Origin of the sequence: Phocaeicola sp. (genome assembly GCF_048170425.1) — a bacterium.
Classification (GTDB): domain Bacteria; phylum Bacteroidota; class Bacteroidia; order Bacteroidales; family Bacteroidaceae; genus Phocaeicola.
Genome location: NZ_DBEXBB010000008.1, coordinates 1 through 21,280 on the forward strand (window position 1 = coordinate 1; position 21,280 = coordinate 21,280).

General features: G+C 42.5%; 8 protein-coding genes. 1 reads left to right on the forward strand and 7 read right to left on the reverse strand.

Going from position 1 to position 21,280, the window contains the following annotated elements:
- Positions 1–436 precede the first annotated feature (436 nt).
- Entirely contained in the window at positions 437–4,633 is a 4,197-nt protein-coding gene (locus ACMJ0U_RS00215) for a two-component regulator propeller domain-containing protein (protein ID WP_417127382.1), read from the reverse strand.
- A 238-nt stretch (positions 4,634–4,871) separates the two neighbouring features.
- Between ACMJ0U_RS00215 and ACMJ0U_RS00220 the strand changes: the two genes are divergently transcribed.
- Positions 4,872–6,851, forward strand: coding sequence for an alpha-L-arabinofuranosidase C-terminal domain-containing protein (locus ACMJ0U_RS00220; RefSeq protein WP_007560254.1), 1,980 nt, complete (start codon positions 4,872–4,874; stop codon positions 6,849–6,851).
- A 551-nt stretch (positions 6,852–7,402) separates the two neighbouring features.
- Here ACMJ0U_RS00220 and ACMJ0U_RS00225 read toward each other — a convergent pair.
- From ACMJ0U_RS00225 to ACMJ0U_RS00250, 6 genes are all read right to left on the reverse strand, one after another.
- A complete protein-coding gene (locus tag ACMJ0U_RS00225; RefSeq protein WP_417127383.1) occupies positions 7,403–10,750 on the reverse strand; it encodes a glycoside hydrolase family 2 TIM barrel-domain containing protein in 3,348 nt (1,115 codons plus the stop codon).
- A 161-nt stretch (positions 10,751–10,911) separates the two neighbouring features.
- Positions 10,912–13,137: a GH92 family glycosyl hydrolase gene (locus ACMJ0U_RS00230; RefSeq protein ID WP_417127384.1), complete on the reverse strand. Its 2,226-nt coding sequence runs from the start codon at positions 13,135–13,137 to the stop codon at positions 10,912–10,914.
- Positions 13,138–13,164: 27 nt separating this feature from the next.
- On the reverse strand, positions 13,165–13,323 hold the full coding sequence (locus ACMJ0U_RS00235; protein WP_417127386.1) for a hypothetical protein: 159 nt from the start codon (positions 13,321–13,323) through the stop codon (positions 13,165–13,167).
- A 107-nt stretch (positions 13,324–13,430) separates the two neighbouring features.
- On the reverse strand, positions 13,431–15,623 hold the full coding sequence (locus ACMJ0U_RS00240; protein ID WP_417127391.1) for a GH92 family glycosyl hydrolase: 2,193 nt from the start codon (positions 15,621–15,623) through the stop codon (positions 13,431–13,433).
- 762 nt (positions 15,624–16,385) lie between these two features.
- Positions 16,386–18,029 (reverse strand): RagB/SusD family nutrient uptake outer membrane protein, encoded by a 1,644-nt coding sequence (locus tag ACMJ0U_RS00245; protein ID WP_417127388.1) that lies wholly within the window; start codon positions 18,027–18,029, stop codon positions 16,386–16,388.
- A 24-nt stretch (positions 18,030–18,053) separates the two neighbouring features.
- Positions 18,054–21,194, reverse strand: a complete 3,141-nt coding sequence (locus ACMJ0U_RS00250) for a SusC/RagA family TonB-linked outer membrane protein (RefSeq protein WP_417127390.1) — start codon at positions 21,192–21,194, stop codon at positions 18,054–18,056.
- Positions 21,195–21,280: the final 86 nt, after the last annotated feature.

Consider the following 21,280-nt stretch of genomic DNA (forward strand, 5'->3'; position numbering starts at 1 on the left):
ATTCGAAATAGTGGATAAAAGTGTTTTCTAATAAAAATATATTCTTTCTTCCACTTCTTCTATCCTCCTCACTAGTCTTCTAATAACCAGCCATATATCAGAGGTAACATATTAAGCAGATTTCAAGCAATAAAAATTTTACGATTCATTTGCAACCCGTTTCTTTGTTATCAACATAAAAGTGTTTCTTCATTCTCTGCGAAGTTACATTCATGACATATAATCTTACCTGAATTAAATAAAAGACACTTCCTTAAAATCAATATTTTTCGTGGCGGAAACCAATGTTTTGCAAGCTATAGACATAGGGCTCCAACGTAGAAAACATAGGGTTCTGCCACGAAAACCATAAAGAATGCAGTGCATTTTCCCCTTCTAAGGCACAGCGTTTTCAGTTCTTCATCAAAGAGAATAAAAAAGGGAAATTTTCTTGCGTTCAATCTTCCAGCAAACTGCTCGGAGTCACATTAAAATGCTTCGTAAAACAGCGGGTAAAATATTTAGGGTCATTAAATCCTACTTCATAAGCAATCTCAGAAATATTCATCGTGCGGTGTACTTTATTCTTCAGCAGAAGTTCACGAGCCAGGTTCAAGCGATAGTTACGGATGAACTGACCGGCAGACTGTCCGGTCAGACTCTGCATTTTTTTATTCAACAAACTCTTACTGATTCCCACCGCTTCAATAAAATCACTAACTTCAAAATCCGGGTTCTTGTAATTCTCTTTTACTACTGACATCGCCTTGTTCAAGAACTTTTTGTCACCGGAGTTCTCTTCAACTTCCAACGAATCAGTGTTCATATCAATAGAGAACTTTTGCTGGAGACGTTTCCGGTTCTCCAATATACTGGAAATGCGGGCCAGCAGCATATTCTCATCAAAAGGTTTCAGCAAAAAAGCATCTGCACCCATCTTATAGCTTTCCAGACGAGCTTCATCTGACGTTTTAGCCGTCAGCATCAAAAAAGGAATATGAGAGATAGAGAAATCATTCTTTACACGACGGGACAATTCCATGCCATCCATGACAGGCATCATCAAATCGCTGATGATAAAGTCAACATTATTGGCATGCAATAATGCCAAAGCTTCTTCCCCTTGAGCGGCCTCCAATACATTATAATATTCGCCCAATATGGAGCGAATATAATCACGCATATCCTTATTATCTTCTACTACCAGTATAACCAATTTCCCGTTGCGCGGCACATCTATCGCAATATCCTCTTTTTCCATTCCAGATTCTGAATGGATTTGAGTATCTCCATACAGTGCAGGCAAAAGAATACGGAACGAAGCCCCTTTCAGCGGATTATTCTTCGCATAAATCTTGCCGTCCAGTAAATCAATAAGTTTCCGGCATAAATACAGACCTATGCCCGTACCGCTCTGCCCGCTGACAGATTCAAGGCTCCGGTTATCCGACTGATAGAATTGCATGAAAATACGTTCTATATCATTTCCCGGAATACCTTTCCCTGTATCACGCACGCTAATAAACAGCTTCCTTTCAGTCCCCCCTCCTATTACTCCGACATAGATACCTACATTGCCTCCTTTCGGAGTAAACTTCAAGGCATTACTGATAAGATTTGTCATAATCTTACGCATCACATCCTCATCAAACTTCAGGAACGGATCGGAAAGACGAAGATACAATTGAAGATTAATACCACGATTCTTCGCATAATCAGCAAAAGGAGGTACTATCTCCAACATAAATTCTTTCAAGTTACCATAGTTGGTAGCAATCTTGATACGACCTTCTTCCACTTTCCGAAAATCCATCAACTGATTGACCAATGAAAGAAGATATTTCGAATTGCGTTCCACCAAATGCAATTGTTCAATCACCTGTGGATTATAGCTCAACTTTAAAGCACGCTCAATCGGACCTACAATCAGAGTAAGCGGGGTACGAAATTCATGGGTAATATTGGTAAAAAAAGCCAGTTTATCAATCGTCAGCTCCTCTACCTGACGCGACATCTCCAGAATCTGGTTCTTTTGTGCAGTAATTTTCTCATTCTGATCCTTCAACAATTTATTCTGCTCCGAAAGCTCCTGAGTCTGGTTAGATAACAATTTCTTTTGTTCCTCCAGTTCTGAAGTACGTTCTTCCACCATCTGATGCAATAAGTTCTGCTGGCGCTTCATAGCCTGATAACGCCACCTCAAAATGCGATAACCACCAAACAGGAGAACAAACAAAACAGAAAGCAAAAACCAAGGTGTTTTATAAAAATAAGGATGAACTACAATGGTCAACTCCTCTGTACGTGTAAGCCAATGCTTGCCATCAGGAGCATAACGAAGCTGGAAAACATATTTACCGGGATACAAGTTCGTATAAGTCGCATTGTTTCGATTGGAAGGTACTATTACCCATGCATCGTCAAAACCTTTTAAACGATATGAATATTGTGCCTGAGACTCCAATGCATAATCAAGGGCTGAGAACTCTATTGATAACGACTTGTCACTCTCGTGCATAACTATTTCTCCTGACTGAGGAAAAACTTCCTGTCCAAACACCTTGCAATGTGTAAAAGCCAAAGGAAACTTACGCTGATGCTCAGTTTCAATCATCGGATGTATTTCAGTCAACCCCTTTTGACTACCAAAGAACAAACGTTCCTTGTCAAAAGACAAAGCACCGGCATTCCAATAAAACTGATCAGAAACCAAGCCGTCAATCTGACTGTAATTACGAAACGACTCCTCTTTGACATTAAAACAAGACAACCCGTTGTCGGTAGATATCCAGATATTTCCATACCAGTCCTCCAGCATTCCACGCACACTATTGCTTACCAGACCATCATTTTTAGTGAATGCCAGGAACTGATAATCATTCCCTTTCTTCATGGCTTTATAGAATCCGTTTCCATTACTTCCCAGCCATATTGTCCCGTCTTTCGCTTGAAAAATAGAAGTAATGCGCTCCCGACGCTTAGAAGCCGGGTTATCCAACTGATATACATATTTCTGATATTTCAATTGTCCTTTGTCATAAGCCGTCAGATTTATTCTTAAAAGGCCGAACGGAGACGAAATCCAAAGTTCCCGCTCACGGGTAATACACATGCCTAGTGCATTCTGATTGACAACCTCCTTACCTTCATTCAGGAAAGGTTCTGAAACGGTTCCGTCTGCCGGATTATATACATACACATTATTCATGGTGCCAATCCAAAGTAAATGACTCACAGGGTCAAAAGCCAAACTTGACACAAAAGGATCACTCAACGGAAGAGGTACATAACATTTAGATGCAGAAGGCTTACGGTTTATCCAGCCAAGACCAGCCCCCCAAGTACCTACATACAAACGATCTTTGTCATCTATTACTAACACACTCACAGTATTATGCGCCAAATAAGCAGGTGCTTCGGTAGTATAATGCAAGAAGGTATCACTTCCTTTCAGGCGACAGTTTAATCCCCCTTCCACCGTTCCCACCCAAAGTGTCTGGTATTCATCTTCTACAATTGCATTGACCGGATTACGCGACAAACTACCGGGAAGATTTTGCTGATGATAATAATTGATTACAGACAAACGGGAAGGAAACATTTTACTAATTCCTCCTATCTCAGTCCCTACCCAGATTATATCATTTTCATCATCTGCATACAGAGTATTGATAAAGTTACATGACAGCCCATGCATTTCCATAACTTCACCAGCCTGAATACGGGTAAAATCAGACGTAGAGGCATTAAACACGTTCAGGCCTAACAATGTACCAACTATCACCTGATTATCTCGTGTGGATGTAATAGAGGTCACATAATTCTGTGACAAAGAAGACGGATTCTGGGCATCGTGCACATAATGCAGACTGGTGTCTGTCGTCAAATCATAACAATACAGTCCGTTACTTGTACCAATCCATACATTATTCTGACAATGAAAAATGCTAAAAACCGCCTCTAAGGGAGAAATATCCAAAGATACAGAAACCGGCTGTGGTTCCTGACTACTTGTTACGCTCTCACTAATCCGGCACATTTTTCCTTTATGAAAGAACCAGACATAACCATCTATCTCAGACAAGACGCAGCCACGCTCATGTATTGGCGTATCCGAAATACGAATGACTTTTTTCACCGTACCCGTACTGTTAAACATTACCTTATAAATATGTCCACGACTACAGAGCCATAAATTACCAGTCCGAGTCGTCATCAAGAAACTAACCGGCGCCTTCATAAGCCCTGCCATTTCTTCCGATTGCAAAGATTCTACAGGCAGTAACTGTAAGTTCTCTGTAGAAAGTAATTCGATACCTGACTCTCCAGCCACCCAGATACGATGAAAAGCATCCTCTGCCAATTTCTCTACAAAATTACTTCGAAGTAGCCTTCTCTGGTCTGTCGTATTCGTATTAAAAACCACAAATTCATTTCCATCATACCGAGCCACCCCACCTCCATACGTAGCGACCCACAGATAGCCGTCGTCCGATTTGATTATATCGTCTACAAAATTATAAGGCAACCCATCGTTTATCGTAATAGAAGCCAACGAAAAACGAGAAGAGTTCTGCACCGCATAGAGTAATCCAGCCGGACGACACAAACAAAAAATCAGGAACAAGTATAGAAGCAAACTTTGTCTTTTCATAGAAATTATTCTGTTTTACACAAAGGTAAACCGTTTTTCGAGTCTTTTTCTGAAAAAGAGGATAAAAATCCGCTCAAAAGACAAATGTCCACCCAATAGAAAAATTTGTCCACCTCAGGAAAAAGGATTGCTCCTATTTTTATGCCTAGATTTCACAAAGACAGATATTTCACTGTTTTTCCGTGAATCTTTCGTGCTTTTTTATAATTTTGTATCACATTAATTTAATAATAAAACCATGAACAAACACTTAACCTTTCTTTCTGCACTTGCACTAACGGCAGGACTCAGCTTGCAAGCACAGAATGTCAACCAAATGGTTATCCAAGCCAACAAAATTGGAGCAGAGATTCAACCGACCATGTACGGTCACTTCTTTGAAGACATTAACTATGGAGCAGACGGGGGACTCTATGCAGAATTAATCAAAAACCGTTCATTTGAATTTCCACAGAGTTTTATGGGATGGAACATCTTTGGAAACGTAACTCTGCAAAACGATGGCCCGTTTGAACGTAATCCACATTACGTACGACTTGGAGCTCCCAGCCACGCACACAAACGTACAGGTATTGAAAATGAAGGATTCTTCGGCATCGGAATTAAAGCCAATGAAAAATATCGTTTTACTGTATGGGCAAGAGGAGAAAACCAGAAAATACGAGTAGAACTTATTGACAACGATTCCATGGATGAGACTCAGGTCATCACGGCACAGTCTTTAGACATCAACTCCAAAGAATGGAAAAAATACGAGCTGATACTGACTCCTACAAAAACAGAAGCAAAAGCTCACCTGAGAATCTTCTTACAATCAGCAGGAACTGTAGACTTGGAACATGTATCCTTATTCCCAGTCGATACATGGAAGGGACGTGAAAACGGATTAAGAAAAGACCTTGTACAAGCATTAGCCGATACTAAACCGGGCATATTCCGCTTCCCTGGAGGATGTATCGTGGAAGGTACAGAAATAAGCGACCGTTACAATTGGAAAAATTCAGTAGGACCAGTAGAAAACCGTCCGCTGAACAGCAACAGATGGCATTATACTTTCCCACACCGTTTCTACCCTGACTATTTCCAGACGTATGGAATGGGATTCTATGAATTATTCCTTCTCTCAGAGGATATGGGAGCAGAACCACTGCCAATCCTGAACTGCGGACTTGCTTGCCAGTATCAGAACGATGACCCGAAAGCACATGTTCAGCTATGCGACCTCGACAGCTACATCCAGGATGCACTCGACCTGATTGAATTTGCCAATGGAGGTACTGATACCAAATGGGGAAAACTCCGTGCCGATATGGGACATCCGGCTCCTTTCAACATGAAGTTCATCGGAATCGGAAACGAACAATGGGGACCTGAATACCCGGAACGCTTGAAGTTATTCGTAGAAGCTCTTCGTAAAGCACATCCTGAAATCAAGATTATCGGTTCATCTGGTCCAAACTCTGAAGGAAAAGATTTTGATTACTTGTGGCCGGAAATGAAAAAGCTGAAAGTAGACCTGGTAGACGAACACTTCTATCGTCCGGAAGACTGGTTCCTGAAATCAGGAAACCGTTACGACAATTACGACCGTAAAGGTCCGAAAGTATTTGCCGGAGAATATGCCTGCCACGGAAAAGGAAAGAAATGGAATCACTTCCACGCTTCTTTGCTTGAAGCGGCGTTCCTGACTGGAGTAGAAAGAAACGCAGATGTAGTACACATGGCTACTTATGCTCCGTTGCTGGCTCACGTAGAAGGCTGGCAGTGGCGTCCAGACTTAATATGGTTTGACAACCTCCGTTCTGTACGCACCTGTAGCTGGTATGTTCAGTCGCTCTATGGTCACAATGCAGGAACAAATGTAGTTCCTCTGACTATGGATAAAAAACCGGTAAGTGGTCAGGAAGGTCAGAATGGACTTTTCGCCAGTGCCGTATGGGATGAAAACACACAGACCTACATTGTAAAAGTAGCGAACGTGTCTGAAAAAGCACAACCCATCAGTCTGGAATTTAAAGGACTGAAGAAGTCGGTAACTTTAGGAGATGGAAAATGCATCACACTGCATACAGAAAATCCGGATGCCGAAAATACACTCGACAACCCGAATCTTATTACTCCTAAAGAAAGCAGCATCTCAATTGAAGGAAATACGCTCAATACCCAAATAGGTGCCATGACATTTGCTGTCTACAAGTTTAAAAAAGAAAGCAAATAATTCATCGGCTTTTATTGCTAAAAAGGTGCGTCCGGAATTATCCAGACGCACCTTTTTTCGCTCTACTAATAATACATGCACAATCTATATCCCAGATAAAATAAACAAGCACATGCTATAAATAGCATAGCCATTGTAACTGTCAGTGCTTTCTGACGTTCCCGAACACTTAATTCCATTATATAAAACCTTGATTAATTCTGTAACAAAGGACAAAAAAACATATTACAGAACCATGTAGAACACATGACTTTTAAATGAATATATTTTAGAGAACAGTTCTCATTGCCATTGTAATTTTATTAATAAGTCTTTCAAATACAGCTAAAATTTCAAATTATGTTATAAAGCACATGTGAACGCACACAAAACTTGCATAATTCCCAAAAGTCCGTACCTTTGCATCGTGTTTTTCATAGTATTAGATTTAAGGTTAACAAAAGGTTGGAGTTCAGCGGAACTCCTTTTTTTATATCCCTATCTGAACAAAAAATTCCGAACCTGAAAATAATTTTTTCAAGTCCGGAATCTTCATTTTATGCTTTTATTATTTACATCGGCACAATCGTGAATCCCCATTGATACTCCTTATTGGCAGGAATCAGATATTGAGGATCTGGCACGGCACCCCAGCTATCAAATCCTCCTACACCCATCTGTCGCATATCCAAGCAGACTTCCACGAAGTCACGAGGAGTAATATCATTAATGTGTGTCTGACGAGGTTTGATATTCTTGGCCGTACTTACATCATGTTTCAACTCTTCTGCATCACGGTTATTCCACTGGTAATCACGCTGAACGGCTTCTTCTCCATCAAAATCTTCTATAGAATTACGGAGCGAATTAAATTCCAATGTACCATCTGCATACACAGCCAAGCCCTTTCCGTTTTTCTTTTTCAACATCAGCCAACGTGTATCTGTATGATGTCCGTTTTCTTGTGGACGCACATAAGGGAAATACATTTGTGCTGCTGTCGCCTGATACTCACCTACCAGTGTACCATTATTGCGGTCACAATAATTCTCTTCCGGTCCGCGACCAAAATAAGTAACCTGTTCCATCTCGGCTGGCAAGCGGAAGCGAACACCGATACGCGGAACTACCAGTTTGGAGCTTTCCTTGCGAATCGCTTCATTCCCAGGAGTAAACGTGGCCATCAATGTAGCTTCTGAAGCTTCTGTTTTCGCAGCTTCCATTTCTGTAGAAGTAAATGTATAATTTGCTTTCACTACTCCTGAAGGATGAATGCGATAGGTAGCAATATACAGATTACCTGCAGCCAACAGGTAGCTGACTTTCAGTACCGCATCTTTTCCATCCATAGTCAATGAAGCGTCCACCACATTGAAGTTCTTGCTGGACTGCTTCCAGATTTGCAGGCGCTTCGGCATCTGGCTTCCATAGTCATTGTCATTCGGAGCACGCCAGAAGTTAGGCTGTATACCAAATCCCTCATGGAAATATTCTGTTCCCTTCACTTTATAAGAAGTAACCAGACCAGTTGATTTGTCAAATACAAAAGCTACACGTGAAGACTGCACACTCAATAAGTTGCCATTTTCACTGCACTGCAAAGCGGGACCCTGTACCGAGAATGAACGTGAAGCAGGGTCTATCGGCAAGCGGAACTGTTCGTGTGCTATCTCATATCCTTCCGGAATAAGTGGTTCAGGCTCTACCGTAGTCACTGAGAAGTTCACAAAATATTCCGTACCCACTTTAGCTTTCAATCCACTAACATTCACCGTCAACTCTTTCTTATCCTGAGGAGCTACATCCAGTGAAACTTTTCCACGACGCACCACCTTTTCATTTTCCTTTACTTCATACGAAATCATATATTTTTTCAGGTTCGTAAAATAAAAGCGGTTCAGTACATTAAACTTACCGTTTGCCAGGTCTACAGCTTCAAAAGCCACATTCTGGTGCGCATATTTCACTTCGCTCATGGCCGGATGAGGATTGCGGTCCGGGTTCACGATACCATTACAGCAGAAGTTACCGTCACTCGGCATGTTGGTTCCGAAATCACCTCCGTATGCCCAATATTCTCTTCCGTTTTCATCCTTCACTAAAATGCCCTGGTCCACCCAGTCCCAGATGTATCCTCCCTGCAAGTTAGGATACTGATAGATAGCCTTCCACTGGTCCCACAAGCCTCCGGTAGAGTTTCCCATGGCATGTGCATATTCCGAAGGAGCTACCGGACGGTCACTTCCCAGTTTTCCGATACGTTCCAGCCAGGATGCACTGGGGTACTGCGGCACATACATATCAGAGTTCCATTCCCACTGTGCACGTTCATAATTTACCGGACGATCCATCAGCCCCTTGTCGGCCTGTTTTACCCACAAATAAGCTTCATAAAAGTTGTAACCGTTTCCAGCCTCATTACCTAACGACCAGAATGTAACTGAAGGATAGTTTTTATTCCGCTCAAACATATTCTCCACACGGTAAAGATGCGGTTTCAGCCATTCCGGATTATTTCCTAAAGTACCTCCTTTACGCAGGTCATAATACATTCCGTGACTTTCAATGTTTGCCTCGTCGTACACGTAAATACCGTATTCATCACAGAGTTCATAGAACCGGCGGTCTTGCGGATAGTGACACAAACGTACCGTATTGATATTGTTCCGTTTCATCAGTTCCAAGTCCTTACGCATCAGGGCCTCATCCACATAGTGCCCTGTCAACGGGTTATGTTCGTGAATGTTTACCCCTTTCAACTTTAAAGGCTGTCCGTTGATAAACAACACATGGTAATTCTTTCCGTTAGCACCTTTCTGATCAATTTCCTTGATTTCGATACGTCGGAATCCTACATGGTAAGGAATCACTTCGGTCACCTTTCCATTTTCCTTCACGGCCATCAACAGTTTATACAAATTAGGCGCTTCCGAAGTCCAGGTTTTTACTTCAGGCAGTTCCTTGCTGAACGATACCGTACCTTCCTTTCCGGCAAGTACCTCTACGGCTTCTTCACCATTGGCTACTACCTTTCCGTTATTATCGAGCAACTCATATCCAATGCTCAACCCAGCCGTATTGGTACGATGATTCTTTAACTCCATATCCAAGCGGAAAATACCGTTACGGTACGAATCATCCAAAGTAGACACAATCCGGAAATCCTGTACTGAAGCTTTCGGCTGTGAATAAAGGAATACGTCACGTTCTATACCGCTGATACGCCAAAAATCCTGACATTCCAGATAAGAGCCTGTACTCCAACGGAAGATTTTTAAGGTCAATACATTATTACCTTCCTTCAGATAATCATTTATCAGGTATTCAGCCGGATTCTTGGAGTCCTCATTATAACCGACTTCCTTTCCGTTCAAATACACATAGCATCCTGATTTTGCTCCGGCAATGTGAAGGTAAATATCACGGTCTTTCCATTCTGAAGGCACGGTAATATCACGCCGGTACACTCCCACTGGATTCTTCTCCGGCAACAAAGGAGGCTGAGGGTTACGAGGTTGAAACTCATATCCGTGATTCGTATAAATGGCCGTACCAAACCCTTGCACTTCCCAGTTTCCCGGTACCTTAATATCGTGCCATCCTTCTATGCTCACTTCCGGAGAGGTAATGTCTACAGGAAGGTTCAGATAGGAATCCGTATAATAGAATTTCCACGTACCATTCAACAATTCATAATAAGGACTGTTTTCATATTTCCCGGTCAAGGCCTGAGTCTTATCAGCATAAGTCATAAAAGCCGATCTCGGCGCTTCCCGGTTTACCGATACAGTCTGAATATCCTTCCAATAAGGCAAGGATGCATTTTCTGCATACAACTGCTGAGGAGTCCCGCTAATTGTCAGTACTCCCGTCAATGAACAGCAAATAGTTTTGATTGATTGAATAAGAGTTTTTTCCATCTGTTCTTTTTAAGGTTAATTATTTCTGGGGTGAAAGTTAGGAAGAAATTTTCATATTTCTTCCTAACTCCTTTATGAATTTTATTTTCTTAAAAAGAAAGCCCGCCATCAAGATATACACTTGATAACGGGCTCTCACTATATAGTCAACACTACATTCATTAATACCATACTACCGGCTCATCTCCCATCAGGAACTTCAACTCACCACCCTTCATAATATCCGCATAGTCAATCCAGGCTTTCTTATATTCCTTTCCGTTAAGAACGACACCCTGTATATAGTTATTATTCTTTCCTTTATCCTCTCTCACAATCGTAAACTTTCCACCGGAAACAGCTATTTCTACTTTTTCAAAGTTAGGATAACCAAAGACAAACTTGCCACCGGCAGGTTCTACCTGATAGAATCCGAAAGAAGAAAGGATATACCATGCCGACATCTGTCCTACATCCTCATTACCCGACAAACCATCCGGCTGGTCTGTGTACATGGTATGAAGAATCTCCTTGATTCTGTCGGCCGTCTTCCAAGGCTGACCGACAAGTGTATACAGATAAACTGTATGATGACTCGGCTCGTTGCCATGCGCATACTGTCCAATCAGTCCGCTAATATCCGGCGAAGAAGCTTCTCCCATATCACCGCTTGCCAGGAACAAAGAATCCAGTTTGTTCACAAACGCTTCTTTACTGCCGAAGCATTCCACCAGTCCTTCTACATCATGAGGAACCAGCCATGTGTACTGCCATGCGTTTCCTTCACAATAATCATCATCTCTGTGAGAAGAAGCATAAGGACTAAACGGAGTACGCCAGGAGCCGTCGAGCATCTTTCCTCTCATAAAGCCCGTAGAAGCATCAAAATAATTCTTGTACGACTTGCTACGTTTCAGGAAATAGTCATAATCTTCCTGCTTGCCAAGTTTCTGAGCGGCCTGTGCCACTGCCCAGTCTGCAATAGCATATTCCATATCATACGCAATGGCTTCCGTCATCTTGTCTGCCGGAATGAACCCATACTTAATTCGGTGTTCCATTCCACGTTCAGGCAACATAGAAGATTCTTTCAATGCCTTGAAAGCCAGCTCTGAATCGAATCCCTTGATGTCTTTCAAGATGGCATCTGCCACCACCGGTACTCCCGGATTACCTACCATACAGTTGGTTTCACAACCCATCAGATGCCACACCGGAAGTTTTCCTTGCTGCTGATAGATGTGAAGCATGGTATTAATAATGTCACTCATCTTTTCAGGATGCAGAATCGTCATCAACGGCTGTGCCGCACGATAGGTATCCCAAAGTGAGAATGTAGTGTAATTTACAAAACCTTCTCCCTTGTGCATCTGCTTGTCGGCTCCATAATAATCACCGTTCACATCACAGAACTCAGACGGAGCAAACAAGGTGTGATACAGGCTTGTATAGAAAATCTTCTTTGAAGCCTCATCTGCAGTATACACTTTTACCTTATTCAATTCCTTATTCCAGGCAACCTTGGCATCTGCAATCGTCTTCTCAAAATCCCAGCCACTCAGCTCTGTCTGCATATTCAGTTGTGCACCCTCTTCTGAAGTAGGAGACAATGCCACCTTCATATACACCGGTCCCTGGTTTCCCGCAGCAAAGTTTACTCTGGCAAACAGCTGTGCACCTTTTGCCATGTCACCTTCCTTCACCGAATCGTTGACAATAAACTCTACGTTATCAAACTTACGTGAGAACTCTGCACGGAAAAACACACGCTGGTCGTCGGCCCATCCCTTTGAATAGCGATAACCGCTCACGGTGCTGTCGTTTACCACCCGTATCACGGCTTCTGTAGTTTTATCCCAGCAGCCACCGTTTACCATATCAAATACAATGGCCGGACTTTCACCTCCCAGGAAGGTATATTTATGGAAACCTACACGCTTGGTGGCTGTCAATTCTACATCCACATTGTATCTTGACAGGTGGGTACGATAGTAACCCGGAGTCACAACTTCTTTCGAACGGTCGGAGTAAGACCATAATCCCGTTTCATACGATGAAGCATCCCCTCTTGAATAAGTCACTTCTCCTACTACCGGCATTACATTGATGTCATGCAAGTCGCCTATACCAGTTCCGCTCAGATGCGTATGCGGAAATCCTATTACTGTAGAGTCAGATACATGATAACCCGATACCCAGTCCCATGACTGAGGAATGCTTGTCGGGCCCAGCTGAATAAATCCGTAAGGCACATTGGCTCCATAAAACACATGTCCATGTCCGCCAGTACCGATACGAGGGTCTACAAACTGTGTCAAATCTTCCATCTCCTGCCCTTTCTGGCTACTTCCACAAGAAGCCAGGCACAAGGACAAAACCGGAACAAACAATAATGATTTCTTATTCATGGTTTTAAATTTAATATATGAAGGTTCTTATTTCTCATCCACTGAAAACGAGTAAGGAGCATCTTCTGCGACTATACCTCTGTTTTCGTTCGGCAAGTTACTCATTTCTATTTGTATTTTCGCTCCATTCATCAAATCTTCATGTGAAAAATAGTTATGAGTATAAGATTTTCCATTCAAAATCATCTCCTGGAGATAGCATTTTCCTCATTATTTGACGGAGCCTCCATTGCTATCTCCTTTGTTCTTGTAGCCATATTTCTTCATAACGGCTTCAAGTCTGAACTTTTCAATTAATACCATACATGTCCAGGCTCATTACACATCTCCAGTTCTAGTGTAGAACCAGATAAAATCTGTTCATGTGTAATAAAACTCCGATGATAGTCCTTGCCATTCAATTTGACTGCACGTATATATATATTTTCCTTGTCAAGATTCTGCGCAAGCACGGTAAACACTCTGCCATTTGCCAGTCGCAATTCGACTTTCTTAAATTTCGGTTTTCCTATTTCATACTCACCGGAGACCGGGTTTACAGGATAAAATCCCATAGCACTGAACACATACCATGCCGACATCTGTCCGCAGTCCTCATTTCCACACAAACCGGCCGGCGTATTCAAATACAATTCATCCATAATCTGCGACACATATCGCTGCGTTTTCCAAGGCTGGTTTACCTTATTATACAAGTACGCCACATGATGACTCGGCTCATTTCCGTGTGCATACTGCCCAATCATTCCCGTACTAAAAATAGGCAATTCATGGTCATCCGCCGGATAATAGGTAAACATACTGTCAAGTTTCTCGCTAAAGCGTTCTTTGCCCCCCACCAGAGCGACAAGCCCATCAATGTCATGCTGTACAGACCAGAAATAATGCCATGCATTGCTCTCGCAAATATGCGGCGTATATTCCTCTGCATGAAAATCTTTAATAAAATTACCTTTATCATCTTTGGGCTGCATAAAGGAAGTGGCCGGATTATACAGATTTCTATAATTCTGCGAACGAGCATAGAACGTTTTCGCCACATCCTTGCGTCCCATTTTAGCAGCCATCTCAGCTATACAAAAATCATCGTACGCATACTCCAGTGTTCTCGACAGCGACCAGTTTTCCGAATTATATTCATCTTCAACATTATAAGGAATATACCCCTTCTGCTTATAAAGGCCGATACCTCTATATTCATCTATATTTGCAGTAGCAATACAGGCTTCCAGCGCTTTTTCCGCATCAAAATCACCGATTCCTTTCAAATAAGCATCCACAATGACCGGTACCGCATGATAACCAATCATCATGTCTGTTTCACTTCCATAAAAATTCCACACCGGCAGACGGCCATTCTGTTCATAAAATGCCAAAAATGATTTAATCATGTCATTTGTCCGTTCCGGCTGGGTATAAGTAAACAACGGATGTGATGCCCGGAAAGTATCCCAAAGAGAAAACGTACTGTAATTTGTCCAATTCTCCGCCCGGTGCACTTTCTGGTCCGGTCCATAATATTGTCCGTCTACATCCGAATAAATAGTAGGAGCCAGCATACTGTGATAAAGCGCCGTATAGAACACAATCTTGTCATCCTTATTTTCTGATTCTACTTTTATCTTCGACAATTCCTCATTCCATGCATTTTTAGCCAGCAACCGATATTTTTCAAAATCATTATCCGGCACTTCTGCCTGCAAATTTTTCGCAGCCCCTTCCATACTTACTCCCGAAATGGCGGTAGCCACAATTATCTGTTCACCTTTTTTCGTTGAGAAGTCAAACCGGGCGATATATGCGGTTCCCATAGAAAGGCTATCGTTCAAGATAGGAGTTGTATTCATCTGTATATCCTCAAAAGGTACGGAGAAACGAGTCTGGAAATATACTTTCTGCTTTCTTGCCCAACCATCTGAAAAACGATACCCACGAATAGTGACAGAATCTACCACTTCCACATAACTATCCTGAGTGATATCCCAATTCATTGCCTTTTTCAGATTCAGGATAATAGCCGACTTCGCTTCCGGAAATGTATAACGTTGTATTCCGCAACGCTCCGTAGCAGTCAGCTCTACATTTATTCCATAGTCATCCAAAAAAACCTGATAATATCCGGCCCACGCACTTTCCTTGTCATGTGAAAATTTAGAATGTACCCCTAGAGGAGCTTCTGCCTTTACGTAGGGCAAGGTTACAGGCATAAAAGAAATATCATATAAATCACCCGCTCCTGTTCCTGAAAGATGCGTATGGCTGAATCCGGCAATGGTGCTATCCGGATAATAATAACCTGCAATTCTATCCCATCCCGGAAGTCCATTATCCGGGCTCAACTGAACCATGCCAAAAGGCACTTGTGCACCCGGATAAGTATTTCCGGTAAAGTCTGTCCCGATAAAAGGATTTACATATTGTGTCAAATCCTCTTCTACGGGAACGTCAGGACTTGAACAAGCCCATGTAAGGCCCGCCAACCCCATTAAAAACCAAAGTGAATTTTTCATATTTTATAGCGTAAAGAAGATGCTGAAAACCAACAGCGATTAAAGATAAGAAAAAAATAATGATAAAAAAGCCGTCTGAGACAACTTTTATGAGACAGCAGTGAAATATTGACTTTCACTACTACGCACTACAACCCACAAACGGATGACTTGCAATCCTTCGGTATCAAGCCCACAATGCATTTTTATATTCCATGTTTCCCAGGGGAAAAACCTGTGTTTCCCATAAGGGAAACATAAATTTCTGCCCTGAAAAACATTGGGTTCACGCATGGAAGACATACAATCCATCCCCGTATGATAAAAATAACCTCAAGCATTTTTTATTTTAATTATATCAACCGAACCGACACCTGTGTTCAACACAATCTGCCCTTTCCATTATTCATCGTGTTTCTAGTTCCAAGGAATCGGTACACAATACATTGTCTTACACCAATTTTATGTGACGATGATGCTTTTCTATGAGCCTTTTGTATAAAAGGTCTGAATGAAAGCCCTTTATTTCTTAATTCATGTTATAAAACATATTAATCGCTTGTTTTTTCCTTGAAAACCCTTACATTTGCAATGTGTTTTTCATAGTATTAGATTTAAGGTTAACAAAGGTTGGAGTTCAGCGGAACTCCTTTTTTTATGCCCATCGTTCTCGCAGTGGCTTTTCCCACCCCCCTCTAATAAGCATAAAAAAAGCCCCAAAGCATAACACTCTGAGGCTTTCCACTTCATTATCCGTTTTTAATAACCTTCATTCTGCTTTAAATTCGGATTCTTATCCAAAATACTTTGTCCAAACGGGAAATAACGATTCTTAGGTTCAAACTTACGCACCTCTATCAACTTGTCTTCAGCCAATGCATTGACATTAATAGTAGCCCGGGTTTCTGAATCGGCACCTGCCATATCTACCGTACCCACTCTTCTTTCCAGACGTACGTTCAAAACCTTTTCGGCCAGCATCTTTCCATCCGCAGTCTTCCAGCGCAAGATATCTGCCCGGCGAAGCCCTTCTCCTGCAAATTCTACGCCCCTTTCACGCCATATCAACTCACGCAACTTTGCGGCTGTATTGTATTTCGCTTCGTCTACCTTCGGCATTCCTACACGCTGGCGTACCTGGTTAATCTTGTTGTAAACCTCCGGTGAAGGACCGCTTAATTCATTCTCAGCTTCCGCCCATGTCAAAAGCACTTCCGCATACCTGAATACAATCGGACAAGCGGCTGTTTTCCAGATGTCGCTATACTGTGTGATAGGTGCAAGATACTTGTTCCAGGTCAACCCGGTTTTCGAAGCGTTATCGGCAGCGGTCATGTAATTACTGTTGTTGCCTCCGTTCACTGTTTTGTCGAGCGTGTTGAAGACCTTCTTCACCCCGTCTCCCGCAATGTAATCCGCACCAGGATAGATAATACTCAGGCCCAGACGCGGGTCACGGTTTTTAAACGGATGAGTGGGATCATAAGAGGTATCTTCCTCAATGGTCAATCCGGTTTTCATTTCATACGTATCGACCAACTGATGGGTAGGTACGATAGACGACCAACCTCCGTCACCATTGTTATACATCTGTCCGATTACTCCCAATACCTTAGTCGGAGTCACATACTGCACAGCCAGAATGATTTCCGGAGAGTCCTGTCCAGCCAGCTGAAACAGTTTACTATATCCTTCCGTTCCTTGCTCCAGCCCATATTGGTTCAGGTCAATAATTGCTTGAGCCTTCGCCTTGGCAGTACTCCAGTCACCATAGTACAATGCCTCCCTCATACGGATAGCCAAGGCTGCCCCCTGCGCAATCCGTCCTCTTTCTGAAGGTTTCACGTTCAAGTCAGGCGTACACTCATCCAATTCTGTTTCAATAAATTTACGAACCTTCTCTTCACTTTCTCTAGGCACCTGCGCTTCCTGCGCACTCTTATAGTTCTCGATGATAGGCACACCTCCATACAGCCAGTTCATCTTGAAATACCGATAAGCCCGGATAACCCGTACCTGAGCAATCAGGTCCTTTTTCACTTTTTCATCTGCGAAAGTTACCTGATCAATATTTTCCAAAAAGGTATTGCACCGACGAATAGTGGTGTAATTATAGAAGTTTGCCCCGGGATTGGCTGCCGTAACACTTCCGTTACCAAAGTTTTTATAACCCTCCCAAGAGAAATTATTGTATGCAAAATCAGAGGCACAATCCATATACAGGATTTCTCCACCACTTTCCCAACCATCGTAGCAACCTACCAGAAATTTCTGCGCATCTACTTCCGTCTTCCAGGTAGAACCCGGAGACAGTGCATCCAAAGGTATCGTATCCAAAAAATCATTGCAAGAAGCCATAAAAGCCAATGCTGTACCTGCCAATATATAGTTTATGTATTTCATATCTTTATGTTTTTAAGGTTTATCTTAGAAAGTCACATTCACACCAAACGAATGAGTCCTCAACAAAGGATAAGAAGACAAACGCTGGCTGGTGGCTTCCGGGTCAATATTAATTTTCATTCCATCAATCGTAAACAGGTTCTCTACAGAATAGTAGAAACGCACGTTTTCAATTCCCCAGCTGCTGAGAAGATGTTTAGGCAAGGTATAACCTAACTGCAGGTTTTTCAATCTCACGTAACTTGTATTCTGTAACCAGAAAGTGGAAACGGCATTACGTGAACAGCTCGGAGAGTTGGTATCCGTAAAGATACGTGGCATGGAAGCATCTTTATTGTTTTCCGTCCAAGCATCTTTCCAGATACTGGCCGGGTGACCGGCATCACCAGAAAAGGCACCATAGACTTCATAAGTATCAAACAGACGAGCCACCTTTGCAGCTCCATTGAACATAACAGACAAGTCGAAGTTCTTCCATCCGGCATTCAGGCTCAATCCGAAAGTATAAACCGGATCACTGCTGTTAGTCAGCACACGGTCATTGCCATTCAACTTACCGTCACCATTGGTATCTATGTAACGAATATCGCCGGCTTTAAAACCACCACCACCAAACGGGTTGCCATATTTCGCAGTGAATTCGTCTGCCTCTTGCTGGGAATTGAAGAAACCGTCTGCCTGATACACATAATAAGAATTCATGGCATGTCCCACTGCATTGCGCTGATTGTATCCACCTGCCGCGCCAATATAATCTACACCTCCCAGGTTAGTAATCTCATTGTGATTGTAAGAAAAATTAGCAGCCACACCGAATGACCAGTCACCCCACTGGTTATTGTACCCCAAATCGATTTCCACACCTCTGTTCAGCATGGAGCCTACATTGTCTTTATAGGGATTGAGCGCGAATTCCTGTGGAACAGCCACATCCATCATGATTCCCGTTGTCTTGCGATTATAAAAATCAATAGAACCAGTCAGCCGGTTATCAAATAATCCAAAATCCAGTCCCACACCCCAAGTAGTAGCCTTTTCCCAGGTGATGGTACTCAGATTGTAAGAGCCCTGATAATATCCAGAATTCAAGTCACCGCCAAATGGATAAGTCGCTCCGATAGCGTACACGGTCAATGCCGGATAGTAAGCTCCCGACGCATCATTATTCAATGCGTCCTGATTACCCAGCATACCCCATGAAGCTCGAATCTTCAAATTGCTCAGCCAGTTGCGTGCAGACGACATGAAGTTTTCTTCACTAATTCTCCAGGCTCCAGAGAAAGACGGAAAATATCCCCATCTGTTTTCTTTGGCGAAACGGGAAGAAGCATCGGCACGGATATTAGCCTCGAGCAGGTATTTTCCAGCATAATCATAATTGACACGGGCAAACCAGGAAATCATGGCCAGTTCCCGGCTGAATCCGGCATTAGTCTGCGAAGCTGCATCACCCGCATTGATATCGGTCAGTTCATTGTTCGGGAAATTTTCACGAAAAGCCTTCAAATACTTATAATTGTATTTTTCGGTATGCCATCCGGCCAACCCTTTCACATGATGATTTCCAAAACTCTTGTCATAGTTCAGCAACGCATCGTAGTTAGTACGATCCCAGCGATAATATCGTTCATCCAGTGAATTGGGAACAGTCGCCTTATTGGCATTATATTGAATGAATGCCTGGAAATATTTATAGTTCTGCAAATTGTTCACATACGATCCCGTCAAAGTCAATATCAGTCCGTCCAGAATCTGATAGTCCAATGAAGCCATTCCCGTGAAGTTATAATTGTCACGTGTCACCTTCATACCTGAATCCAGCCAGGCAATCGGGTTACCATCAGAAATTGTACCGTACGTGCCATCTTCATAACGGTTCACAATCCAAGGAGAAATCAAGTTCAACTGACGGATAATCTGATCAGAACTACCTCCGTTATACGCAGAGCTGGCATCGTCATATTTATTCTTGATGAAAGCCAGATTTAACTTGGCCGACAGGCGTTTGCTGATTTTCATATCCAGATTGGTACGCGCATTGAACTGTTCACGTCCAGCATTGGGCAATACACCGGTCTGATTCAGGTAACCGATAGAACCCATATAATGTACGAACTCATTACCTCCTGTCACATTCAGATTATGACGATGCTGGATACCAGTCTTGTAGGCCAGTCCATACCAATCGGTGTTGGGATAATTCGGGTCGGTACCATCCTTGAACTTCTGAATTTCTTCATCTGTAAACCGAGGAGCCTTGTTTTCCGAGCGCAATGCATCGTTATACATGCTGGCATATTCATATGAGCTCAACCGGTCAATCGTCTGGGTGGTATTCTGGAAACCTACATATCCACTATACGATACTTTAGGCTTTCCGGTAGCCCCACGCTTAGTTGTAATCAAAATAACCCCATTGGCTGCCTTAGAACCATAGATGGCAGCCGATGCCGCATCTTTCAAAACAGAAATACTGGCAATATCACTGGGGTCAATAGCACTCATGGTTTCTGATTCCACTCCATCAATTAAAATATAAGGAGAAGCTGAGTTCAAGGTACCTGTACCACGTACCCTGATTTTTCCACTGTCCATACCCGGGGCACCGTTCGTACCAGTCACGGTCACACCTGGCATCAGGCCCTGCAAACCGCTGCTGACATTCTGAATAGGGCGGTTCTGAAGTTGTTCGCTGTTAATGGAAGCTACCGCTCCAGACAGGTTTTCTTTCTTTTGTGTGCCGTAACCTACAACTACTACCTCCTCCAATGTTTTGGTATCTTCTTTCAATACCACCTTTGCATGTCCTGAAGCAGGAGCGGTCAGCTCTTGAGTAACATAGCCGATGTAAGAAAATACCAACACAGACTTGGCAGACGCCACGTTCAACATAAAATTCCCGTCCATATCCGTAATCGTACCATTAGAAGTACCCTTTTCCAAGACACTTACTCCAATCAAAGGAGTACCATTGGCATCAACCACAGACCCTGCGACACGAACCACTTGCTGACCATAAGCAAAAGAAGTATAATCTACTTCTGATGCAACCACTGTTTCACTAACAGAAGCCAATGAGCAGAATAAACTTAACGTAATAGGCACGGAGACAAGTTTTCTTCTCCACAGAGAAGAAAACGGATGAAAAAAATCCATTTTTTCCATAGATTAAAAGTTTAGTTAACGTTCTAGTTTTTTTTTACTTTTACAACCCTTCCTGCCACTTGAACAAAAAAGAGATGAATAAGTAG

What these genes read in the sequence shown, in the direction of transcription:
- ACMJ0U_RS00215 (WP_417127382.1), bottom strand. Translation starts at nt 4,633, where the DNA reads ATGAAAAGACAAAGTTTGCTTCTATACTTGTTCCTGATTTTTTGTTTG.
- ACMJ0U_RS00220 (WP_007560254.1), top strand. Translation starts at nt 4,872, where the DNA reads ATGAACAAACACTTAACCTTTCTTTCTGCACTTGCACTAACGGCAGGA.
- ACMJ0U_RS00225 (WP_417127383.1), bottom strand. Translation starts at nt 10,750, where the DNA reads ATGGAAAAAACTCTTATTCAATCAATCAAAACTATTTGCTGTTCATTG.
- ACMJ0U_RS00230 (WP_417127384.1), bottom strand. Translation starts at nt 13,137, where the DNA reads ATGAATAAGAAATCATTATTGTTTGTTCCGGTTTTGTCCTTGTGCCTG.
- ACMJ0U_RS00235 (WP_417127386.1), bottom strand. Translation starts at nt 13,323, where the DNA reads ATGATTTTGAATGGAAAATCTTATACTCATAACTATTTTTCACATGAA.
- ACMJ0U_RS00240 (WP_417127391.1), bottom strand. Translation starts at nt 15,623, where the DNA reads ATGGGGTTGGCGGGCCTTACATGGGCTTGTTCAAGTCCTGACGTTCCC.
- ACMJ0U_RS00245 (WP_417127388.1), bottom strand. Translation starts at nt 18,029, where the DNA reads ATGAAATACATAAACTATATATTGGCAGGTACAGCATTGGCTTTTATG.
- ACMJ0U_RS00250 (WP_417127390.1), bottom strand. Translation starts at nt 21,194, where the DNA reads ATGGAAAAAATGGATTTTTTTCATCCGTTTTCTTCTCTGTGGAGAAGA.